1 protein-coding gene is annotated in these 216 nt (G+C 56.5%); it reads right to left on the reverse strand.

Features of this window, described 5'->3' with window-relative positions:
• The coding region (locus ACUHMQ_RS21585; protein WP_445297460.1) for a transposase at positions 1-216 on the reverse strand (216 nt) is incomplete at both ends.

The following is a 216-nucleotide window of genomic DNA, read 5'->3' on the forward strand; positions in this document are numbered from 1 at the left end:
ATGTCGCGCGTACCGTCGGGCAACACACCCAATGCCAAGTAGACTGCCTTGTTGCGCACTACGGCATCTTCGCGCATCTTCACCCGCAGTGCGTCGAAGAACACAACCGGATACATCGGTTCAAGCGGTCGAGCCTGCCAGGCAGCGACTTCTGTCATGACTTCGTCGGTCACCGAACTGATGAACTCTGGTGAGACTTCAGTGCCATATTGCTCG

Source organism: Chitinimonas violaceus (genome assembly GCF_052601015.1).